11 protein-coding genes are annotated in these 8,448 nt (G+C 58.0%); 8 read left to right on the top strand and 3 right to left on the bottom strand.

What is annotated here, in order from left to right; all coding sequences use genetic code 11:
• Positions 1-30: 30 nt before the first annotated feature.
• Both dut and coaBC read right to left on the bottom strand, forming a co-directional pair.
• Complete coding sequence (gene dut / locus BIS10_RS15650; protein ID WP_083023243.1) at positions 31-492, bottom strand: dUTP diphosphatase; 462 nt, start codon at positions 490-492, stop codon at positions 31-33.
• Positions 493-494: 2 nt separating this feature from the next.
• On the bottom strand, positions 495-1,778 hold the full coding sequence (coaBC, locus tag BIS10_RS15645; protein ID WP_253506493.1) for a bifunctional phosphopantothenoylcysteine decarboxylase/phosphopantothenate--cysteine ligase CoaBC: 1,284 nt from the start codon (positions 1,776-1,778) through the stop codon (positions 495-497).
• 149 nt (positions 1,779-1,927) lie between these two features.
• Here coaBC and radC point away from each other — a divergent pair, with 149 nt between their 5' ends.
• The 7 genes from radC to ald all read left to right on the top strand — a co-directional run bounded on the left by radC (position 1,928) and on the right by ald (position 7,320).
• Positions 1,928-2,602 (top strand): DNA repair protein RadC, encoded by a 675-nt coding sequence (gene radC / locus BIS10_RS15640; protein WP_044629736.1) that lies wholly within the window; start codon positions 1,928-1,930, stop codon positions 2,600-2,602.
• 264 nt (positions 2,603-2,866) lie between these two features.
• A complete protein-coding gene (rpmB, locus tag BIS10_RS15635) occupies positions 2,867-3,103 on the top strand; it encodes a 50S ribosomal protein L28 (RefSeq protein WP_038481085.1) in 237 nt (78 codons plus the stop codon).
• Between the two features lie 38 nt (positions 3,104-3,141).
• Positions 3,142-3,297, top strand: coding sequence for a 50S ribosomal protein L33 (gene rpmG, locus BIS10_RS15630; protein WP_009098622.1), 156 nt, complete (start codon positions 3,142-3,144; stop codon positions 3,295-3,297).
• 138 nt (positions 3,298-3,435) lie between these two features.
• Complete coding sequence (gene mutM / locus BIS10_RS15625) at positions 3,436-4,263, top strand: bifunctional DNA-formamidopyrimidine glycosylase/DNA-(apurinic or apyrimidinic site) lyase (RefSeq protein ID WP_253506491.1); 828 nt, start codon at positions 3,436-3,438, stop codon at positions 4,261-4,263.
• Positions 4,264-4,344: 81 nt separating this feature from the next.
• Positions 4,345-5,535 carry a class I SAM-dependent rRNA methyltransferase gene (locus BIS10_RS15620; protein ID WP_253506488.1) on the top strand — a complete coding sequence of 397 codons (1,191 nt, stop codon included), beginning with the start codon at positions 4,345-4,347 and terminating at the stop codon, positions 5,533-5,535.
• A 54-nt stretch (positions 5,536-5,589) separates the two neighbouring features.
• Positions 5,590-6,027, top strand: a complete 438-nt coding sequence (locus tag BIS10_RS15615; protein ID WP_083023192.1) for a thioesterase family protein — start codon at positions 5,590-5,592, stop codon at positions 6,025-6,027.
• A 177-nt stretch (positions 6,028-6,204) separates the two neighbouring features.
• Positions 6,205-7,320 carry an alanine dehydrogenase gene (ald, locus tag BIS10_RS15610; protein WP_253506486.1) on the top strand — a complete coding sequence of 372 codons (1,116 nt, stop codon included), beginning with the start codon at positions 6,205-6,207 and terminating at the stop codon, positions 7,318-7,320.
• A 41-nt stretch (positions 7,321-7,361) separates the two neighbouring features.
• On the opposite strand, the gene BIS10_RS15605 is transcribed toward ald, so the two are convergent.
• Positions 7,362-7,610: a SlyX family protein gene (locus tag BIS10_RS15605; RefSeq protein ID WP_044629733.1), complete on the bottom strand. Its 249-nt coding sequence runs from the start codon at positions 7,608-7,610 to the stop codon at positions 7,362-7,364.
• Positions 7,611-7,720: 110 nt separating this feature from the next.
• On the opposite strand from BIS10_RS15605, the gene BIS10_RS18950 reads away from it, so the two are divergent.
• Positions 7,721-8,254 (top strand): cold-shock protein, encoded by a 534-nt coding sequence (locus BIS10_RS18950; protein ID WP_273682104.1) that lies wholly within the window; start codon positions 7,721-7,723, stop codon positions 8,252-8,254.
• Positions 8,255-8,448: the final 194 nt, after the last annotated feature.

Raw genomic sequence — 8,448 nt, 5'->3', positions numbered from 1 at the left:
CGCTGAAAGGGAGTGGGCTGGCGAACGGGGTTACTGACGGCCGGTGCTGCCGAAACCGCCGCTGCCGCGAGTAGAGTCGGTAAAGCTATCGACGATATCGAGTTCAGCTTGCACCACGGGGACCAGAACGTACTGGGCGAGCCGCTCGAAGGGCGCAATCGTGAAGCTGTCCTGGCCGCGATTCCATACCGAGATCATTAGCTCGCCCTGGTAGTCGGAGTCGATGAGCCCAACCAGGTTACCCAGCACGATGCCGTGTTTATGGCCGAGGCCAGAGCGCGGCAGAATCATGCCCGCCAAGCCTGGATCTTCAATATAGATGGCAAGGCCGGTGCGTACGAGTTGGCATTCGCCGGGGGCAAGGGTGAGGGGGGCATCCAGCAGGGCCCGTAAATCCATGCCCGCAGAGCCTGCCGTGGCGTAGGAGGGGAGGTAATCGTGCAGGCGCTCATCCAACACATTGCACTGCAGGCGAGGGCGGGGGCTGCTCATGGTCAGGCTCCAGAAGAGATCAAAGAGAGTTGCTTGAGTGCATGCTGAATAATCAGCGCTGCCAGTTGAGTTTTGGGTTGCGGCGGGGCAACAAACTGCTCGTTTTGGGTAGGCGGTCGCCATAGCAGCAGCGCCGCGTTGTCGTCGCTGCCAAAGCCTAGGCCCTGCTGGGAAACATCGTTGGCGACGATCATATCCAGCCCTTTGCGGGCCAGTTTGTCCTGGGCGTAGCGCTCGATGTCCTGGGTCTCGGCGGCAAAGCCCACCACAAAGGGGCGCTGACCTTTAGGCAGCGCCGCTACGTCGGCAATGATGTCTGGATTTTTCACCAGCGTGAGCGTCAGCGTATCCCGGTCATCGGTTTTTTTAAGCTTGTGCTCGGCAGCGCTTTCCGCGCGGTAGTCGGCTACCGCCGCGCAGCCGATAAACAGCGCCGCTTGGGGGGCCAGCTTAAGCGATGCTTCGTGCATCTGTACGGCGGTTTCGACGTTGAGCCGCTCGACTCCTTGGGGAGTAGGCAGGTTCACCGGGCCGCTGATCAGCGTTACCCGCGCCCCTTGGGCGGCCGCTTCCGCGGCCAGGGCGTAGCCCATTTTCCCCGAGCTGTGATTTGACAGGTAGCGCACCGGGTCCAGCGCCTCGCGGGTGGGGCCAGCGGTGACCACCACGTGGGGAGCGCTGGCGGAAGCGGCGACGGGCGACGCAAAGTTCTTTGTCACAAAGCTCTGGGTCACTGCTTCCAGGATCTCTGCAGGCTCGCTCATGCGCCCTGGGCCGACGTCGCCGCAGGCCTGATCGCCCGCCGCCGGGCCAATCAGCTGCCAGCCATCGGTGGCCAGCTGTTTCACATTGCGCTGAGTGGCTGGGTGGCGCCACATGGCCTGATTCATCGCTGGGGCGATGAGGCGCGGTGCTTCAGAAGCAAGGCATAGAGTGGTCAGTAAGTCATCCGCCATGCCATGGACCAGCCGCGCGATCAAGTCGGCGGTGGCCGGGGCGATGACGATGGCATCCGCCCAGCGGGCCAGCTCGATATGCCCCATGCCAGCTTCCGCTTCAGGGTCGAGTAGCGAGGTACGCACCGGTTCGCCGGAAAGAGCCTGTAGGGTAAGAGGAGTAATAAACGCTTGGGCTCCCTCGGTCATCACTACACGAACCTCGCAGCCAGCCTGTTTTAGCAGCCGCACGATAAGGGCGCTTTTGTAGGCTGCGATGCCGGCGCTAACGCCCAGCAGTAGGCGCTTACCCGCTAGCGACGATAAGGGAGAGTGCGAAAGTGGGGCCATGGTGGGCAGTCCAGTGTGACGATCAACAAGGGGCTTACCATACCATTTGGCTGATTATTTTGGCATGCTCGGCAGATTCGCCATAATGCTAGGTATAGTGAGGCTGGCGGTCATGGCAGTGCGTTAAAAGAACCATTAGGGAGGCGTGGATGGGGATTAATCATTGGCCCGAAGGTGAGCGGCCACGGGAAAAGCTGTTGAATATGGGCGCGCAGGCACTTTCGGATGCCGAGCTGTTAGCGATTTTTCTGCGAGTAGGCGTGCAGGGGCGCTCGGCGGTAGACTTGGCGCGGGACTTGCTGGCGAATTTTGGGGGGTTAAGGCAGTTGCTTGAGGCGGACCAAACCCAGTTCTGCTCCGCCCGTGGTCTGGGAAGTGCTAAATTTGCCCAGTTGCAGGCCACCCTAGAGCTCTCTCGACGGCATTTGGCCAGCCAACTGGCTCGTGGCAATGCCCTAACGTCGCCTGCGTTGGTGCGCCACTATTTAAGCTCACAGCTGCGTCACTTGGGGCATGAAGAGTTCGCCGTACTTTTTTTGGATACACAGCATCGAATTATTCGCTATGAATCCCTATTTCGCGGTACCCTAGACAGCGCATCCGTTTATCCCCGCGAAGTTGCCAAGCGTGCGCTGGAATTACACGCTGGTGCTGTCATCCTGGCCCACAATCACCCATCGGGTGTGGCTGAGCCCAGCGATGCTGATCGACGTATCACTGAACGCTTAAAAGATGCCCTTGCACTCTTTGACGTGCGGGTACTCGATCATTTTGTGGTGGGGGACGGAGAAGTGGTGTCATTTGCCGAGCGTGGCTGGCTATAAGCAATAATCTTAGCAATAAAAGACGCGTGGCTGGTCGTCAGGCCGCTGCCCCTTTTCTAAGTAAATTGTCCAAAAATGCGCTTTTTTGGCCTTTTTTGGCGGTTTCGCTTGCTGGTAGCTAGGTGCTCTGGTATAAAGTGCCACCTTTGAACTTGGGTTGAATAACGGATTTGGGTACAGCTAGGCGGTTAACTGCGTCGACTCCCTCCCTGCTCCGGTTTGCCCGACAGTTTTGAACAACTCGCCAAGCGGTTGGAGGCTCTCATGTCCAAAGTATGTCAGGTTACCGGCAAGCGTCCGGTAACTGGTAATAACGTTTCTCACTCCCAGCGTAAGACACGTCGTCGTTTCTTGCCGAACCTGCACACCCATCGTTTTTGGGTTGAGTCTGAAAACCGCTTCGTCAAGCTGCGCGTTTCCTCTAAAGGTATGCGTATCATCGACAAGAAAGGTATCGAGACGGTTCTGGCCGATATCCGCAAACGCGGCGACGCTATCTAAGCCAGCTTTTTGCTAAGCACTTTTGGGAGAGTTAAACCATGCGCGATAAGATCAAGCTGGTGTCTAGTGCCGGTACAGGCCACTTCTACACCACTGATAAGAACAAGCGGAACACCCCGGATAAGTTCGAATTCAAGAAATACGACCCGGTGGTCCGTAAGCACGTTATCTACAAGGAAGCCAAGATCAAGTAATCGCGATTACGATGATCGGCTTTCACCGCAGGCGAGCGCCTGTTGAAAAACCCGGCCTAAAGCCGGGTTTTTGCATGTCTGTCGTTAGCGCCTTGGCCGTTAATCGCTGTCACTGTGCTGTCATCATAGGCTTTCATCATGCCCGAACTGCCTGAAGTTGAAACCACGCGACGTGGCATCGCCCCCTATATAGAGGGGCAAGAAATTACCGAAGTGCGGGTGCGCCAGCCGCGCCTGCGGGTACCAGTGCCGGACGACCTGGCCGAACGCTTAATCGGCGCGCGAGTGGGCGAGTTGGCCCGACGAGCTAAATACCTGCAGATTCCGCTAGCCACCGCTGATGGCAGTGCCACGCTGCTGTGGCACTTAGGCATGTCGGGCAGCCTGCGTATTGCCCGCCTGGGGGATTTGCCGAAAAAGCACGACCATGTGGATGTGGTGACCGCCAGCGGCTACGTGCTGCGCTACCATGACCCGCGTCGGTTTGGGTTTGTCGACTGGCAGCAGGGCGACGGCAGCCGCGATACCCGCCTTGCCCACCTTGGCCCTGAACCGCTTAGCGATGCCTTCAACGGCCAGTGGCTCTACCGCCTGTCCCGTGACAAGCGGGTGGCAGTAAAGCCCTTTTTGATGGACAACCGTGTGGTGGTGGGTGCGGGCAATATTTATGCCGCCGAAGCGCTGTTTATGGCAAGCATCGACCCGCGCCGTGCGGCGGGGCGAATTTCCCAAGCGTGCTACGACGCGCTAGCGGCGGCGGTGAAAGAGGTGTTGGCGGCGGCCATTACCCAAGGTGGCACCACGCTGCGTGATTTTGTCAGCGGGCAGGGCGAGCCGGGCTACTTTGCCCAGCAGCTCAATGTGTATGGCCGCCACGGCCAGCCCTGCTTACGCTGTGGCAGCGAGCTGCGACGCATAACGCTTGGCCAGCGAGCGAGCGTGTTTTGCCCTAGCTGCCAGCGTTAATGACCGCCTTAGGCGGTGAATTGTTTTGCTTACCCTTACTGGGCCTATGTGCTTGGTAAGTCGGCTCTTTTGGAGATTGTTGTGACCCAACGCCTGCGCTTGAATAAAAACGCTGATCGCCGCTTGAAAGCTGGCCATCTGTGGATCTACTCCAACGAAGTGGACATCAAAGAAACGCCCCTGAAAAATTTCGCAGCGGGTGAACCTGTGCTGGTAGAGGCGTCCAACGGTAAAACGTTAGGCGTTGCTTATGTTAATCCTCATTCGCTGATTTGCGGCCGCATCATGTCTCGCGACCCGGAGATGCGTCTGGATCGCTCGCTGTTTGTTCACCGTTTTAATCAGGCGCTGGCGCTGCGTCAGCGTATGTTTGATCAGCCGTTTTACCGCCTGATTCATGGCGAGGGTGACCTGCTGCCTGGGCTGGTGATTGACCGCTTTGGCGATGTGCTGGTGGTGCAGCTCAACACTGCCGGTATGCAGGCACTGGCGGAAGATATCGTTGACGCCCTGGAGAAAGTGGTTAAGCCGAGTGCTATCGTCTTCCGTAACGATACCGGTGGCCGCCGCCAGGAGGGCCTGGAAGCCCACGTAGAAGTCGTCAAAGGTACGCTGCCCGATGAAGTGCTGCTGGTCGAAAATGGCGTCACCTTTGCCGTGCCGGTGCTAAACGGCCAGAAAACCGGCTGGTTCTACGATCATCGTGTGAACCGTGCTTGGCTCAACAGCCAAGTGGCCGGTAAGCGCGTGCTGGACGTATTCAGCTACGTGGGTGGTTGGGGCGTTCAGGCGGCGGCCAGCGGTGCATCAGAAGTGCTCTGCGTGGATGCATCCGGCGCGGCGCTGGAGCAAGTGGCGCGCAACGCCGAGCTGAACGGCGTTCAAGAGCAAGTGGCGATCGGCGAAGGCGATGCTTTTGAAGCCCTGGCGGCGCTAAAGGCAGATGGCGAGCAGTTCGATGTGGTGATTCTCGATCCGCCTGCGTTTATCAAAAAGCGTAAGGATATCCCCAACGGCGAGCGCGCCTACTCGCGCCTGAACCGTGAGGCGATGCGTTTGCTGGGCCGCGATGGCCTGCTGCTGTCGGCATCCTGCTCCATGCACCTTGCCCCTGATCGTTTGGTCGATGTGGTGCGCGGTGCAGTGCGCCACCAGGACCGCCAAGGTCAGGTGATCTTCCAGGGCCACCAAGGGCCGGATCACCCGGTACACCCGGCCATACCGGAGACGTCGTACTTGAAGGCGCTAGGCGTGCGCGTGTTCCGCGACTAAGCACGGTCATTAGTGGTGAACTGATAGAGGTCTTCAAAGAGAGGAGATAGCCACATGGAGTGGGCACTGCCAGATCCGTTTGTCATTGACTTAAACGTGCTGCCAGAGGCGATTGACGCCTACCAGCACGTTAATAACAGCGAGTACTTGCGCTGGGTTGAGCAAATTAGCTGGGCGCACTCCGAAGCGTTGGGGCTATCCCTTGAGCGCTATCAAGCTCTGGATAGGGCAATGGTGGTGCACCGCCATGAGCTGGACTATCTCGCGCCCGCCTTTGCGGGTGACGCGCTGCAGCTGGCGACGTGGATCGTGGCGTGCGACGGCCGCTTTAGCCTAACGCGCCGCTTTCAGCTCAAGCGCGTTGTGGATGGCAAAACGCTGCTGAACGCCCGTACTCGGTTTGCCTGTGTCGCGCTCTCAAGCGGCCGCCCGAAACGCCTGCCTGAAGAGTACCAGCGTATTTATGGTGGTGCGGTGGTGAACGAAGAGTGACGTTTAATAGGGGCGTTGATTTTTTCGCCTAGCGCCCTTAACCGCTAGATTCTTCTGCTAAAAAACGCCTTAACCGGCGTTTTTTTTGTTTTTCTGTCCAGGGGTGGTGGTTCTTGTTTGCTGTGCTGTAATGCACTTAGCAACGTACGACATGTGCCTGAATCAGGAGAGCCAACCATGAAAATTGCCGTCCCAAAAGAGATCAAAAACCATGAATACCGCGTCGCACTGACGCCCACCGGCGCGCGCGAGCTAACTGGGCGGGGCCATACAGTGAGCGTGCAGGCTGGCGCGGGTGAAGGCGCTGGCTTTCAAGATGGCGATTACCAGCAGGCTGGCGCTACTATCGAGCCAAATGTTGATGCGCTGTGGCAAAACGCCGAGCTGATCTTGAAAGTCAAAGAGCCGCAGCCAGAGGAAGTCGCGCGTCTCACCCCTGCGCATACGCTGTTTACCTACCTGCACTTAGCCGCTGAAAAGTCTCTCACCCAAGGGCTAATGAAGAGCGGTGCTACCTGTATTGCCTACGAAACCATCACCGATGCTAAAGGCGGCCTGCCGCTGTTAGCCCCCATGAGCACCGTGGCGGGCCGCATGGCGGTGCAGGCAGGGGCGCATAGCCTGGAAAAGGCGCAGGGCGGCTCTGGCGTGCTGTTGCCGGGCGTGCCGGGGGTGGCGCCAGGGAGTGTGACCGTGATTGGCGGCGGCGTGGTAGGTGAGAACGCGGCACGCATGGCGCTGGGCTTAGGGGCGGATGTCACGATTTTAGATAAATCGATCGCCCGCCTGGAAGTGCTGGATGACCGCTACCAGGGGCGCATCAAAACCGTCTACTCCACGGCGGATGCGCTGGATCACGCGGTAAGAACGGCGGATATGATTGTCGGTGCCGTGCTGATTCCAGGCGCCGCTGCGCCGAAGCTGATTACTCGCGCCATGCTGGCAGATATGAAGCCGGGCAGCGTGCTGGTGGATGTGGCGATTGACCAAGGCGGCTGCTTTGAAACCAGCAAGCCCACCACCCACGCTGAGCCTACCTATATCGTGGATGGTATTGTGCACTACTGCGTGGCCAATATGCCCGGTGCTGTGGCGCGTACCTCTACCTTAGGACTGACCAACGCCACGCTGCCCTTCGTGCTGGCGCTGGCGGATAAAGGCTGGCAGAAAGCATTAGCCGATGATGCGCACTTCCTGCCCGGCCTTAACGTTCACAACGGCAAGGTGACCTATCGTGCCGTTGCCGATGCATTTGGGCTGGAAAGCGTTGACCCGGCCAGCATGGTGAAGTAATCCCACCGCTTTTGGGCGGGCAAGAAGCCGCGAGCCGTGGCTTAATAGTGGGGTGGGATATCGTCTTCTGGACGAAAACTGCCTTGGGAGTCGCCCGCCTGGAGCGCCTGATGCTGCTCGCGTAGCCGTTCGCGCATCAAGGCGCTTAGCTGCTCCAGTTTTTCCAAGCGGCGCTCCTGCTGGGCGACCGCTTGATCCAGAGTGTCCAGCCAGTGCTCCTGATAGGCCAGCCGACTCTCCAACGATTCAAGACGTTGAGCGAGCTCAGCAGGCGATAATTCGTTTGTCATGATAACATCGTCACCTTGTGTAGTATGCTCGGTACTGTTAGGAATGGGCCTGGTAGTTCGAGTATTGTCCTTCGTCTGTTACCCATACAACAAGAGAGCTTTTATCATCTATGAACCCAAAAGTTGTTTTTCGCTGTTTCTTTATCAGTGTCTTACTCGCCGCCCCCACGCCGCTTCTTCTGGCAGGGATTGTTCATTTAACCAATGCACCTCTGGCTGAGCAGTGGTTAGCCGAAGCTGCTTTTAGCGTATATGCCGCGGTAGCCTTTGGCTGCTTTATTATGTTGTTTATCGGCACGTTAGCGGCGGCTGCCCTGGCGCCACCAATGGTTGTGAAGGCAGATGTGGCTCGGGTTAAGCCTGCGCCGCGCCAGCCCCAAGCACCTGCTCCTACGGTGGAAGATGATGAAGAGGAAGATATCATCGACCCCAACGATGGCCGTGAAGAGGGTGAAGTAAAGTGGTTTAACACCAACAAAGGCTACGGCTTTATTACTCGCGATAACGGAGAAGATGTGTTTGTTCACTTCCGTGCCATTCGTGGTCGTGGCCCGCGTATGCTGGCCGAAGGCCAGATTGTTCGCTATCACGTGATTAAAAATGATCGCGGCCTGCAGGCCGATGACGTCAGCATTATCGAGTAAGCGCCCAGGCGCTGTAGTGATAAATTAGTGCTGAGTTAGTTCTAAAATAGTGCTGAATTAGCGCTGAAAGAGAAAACCCCCGCGCTTGCGGGGGTTTCAGACTGCTGACAAAGCCCTGGCCCTTCGGCCAGGGTTTTGCTTTGATAAGCGTATCGTTTTTAGTGGTGGCCGATATGCTCAAAGACCCTTCCCCC

This window comes from Halomonas sp. 707B3, assembly GCF_024158645.1.
In the GTDB taxonomy this organism is placed as follows: Bacteria; Pseudomonadota; Gammaproteobacteria; order Pseudomonadales; family Halomonadaceae; genus Vreelandella; species Vreelandella lionensis.
This window is presented reverse-complemented; position numbering and strand designations above follow the sequence as displayed.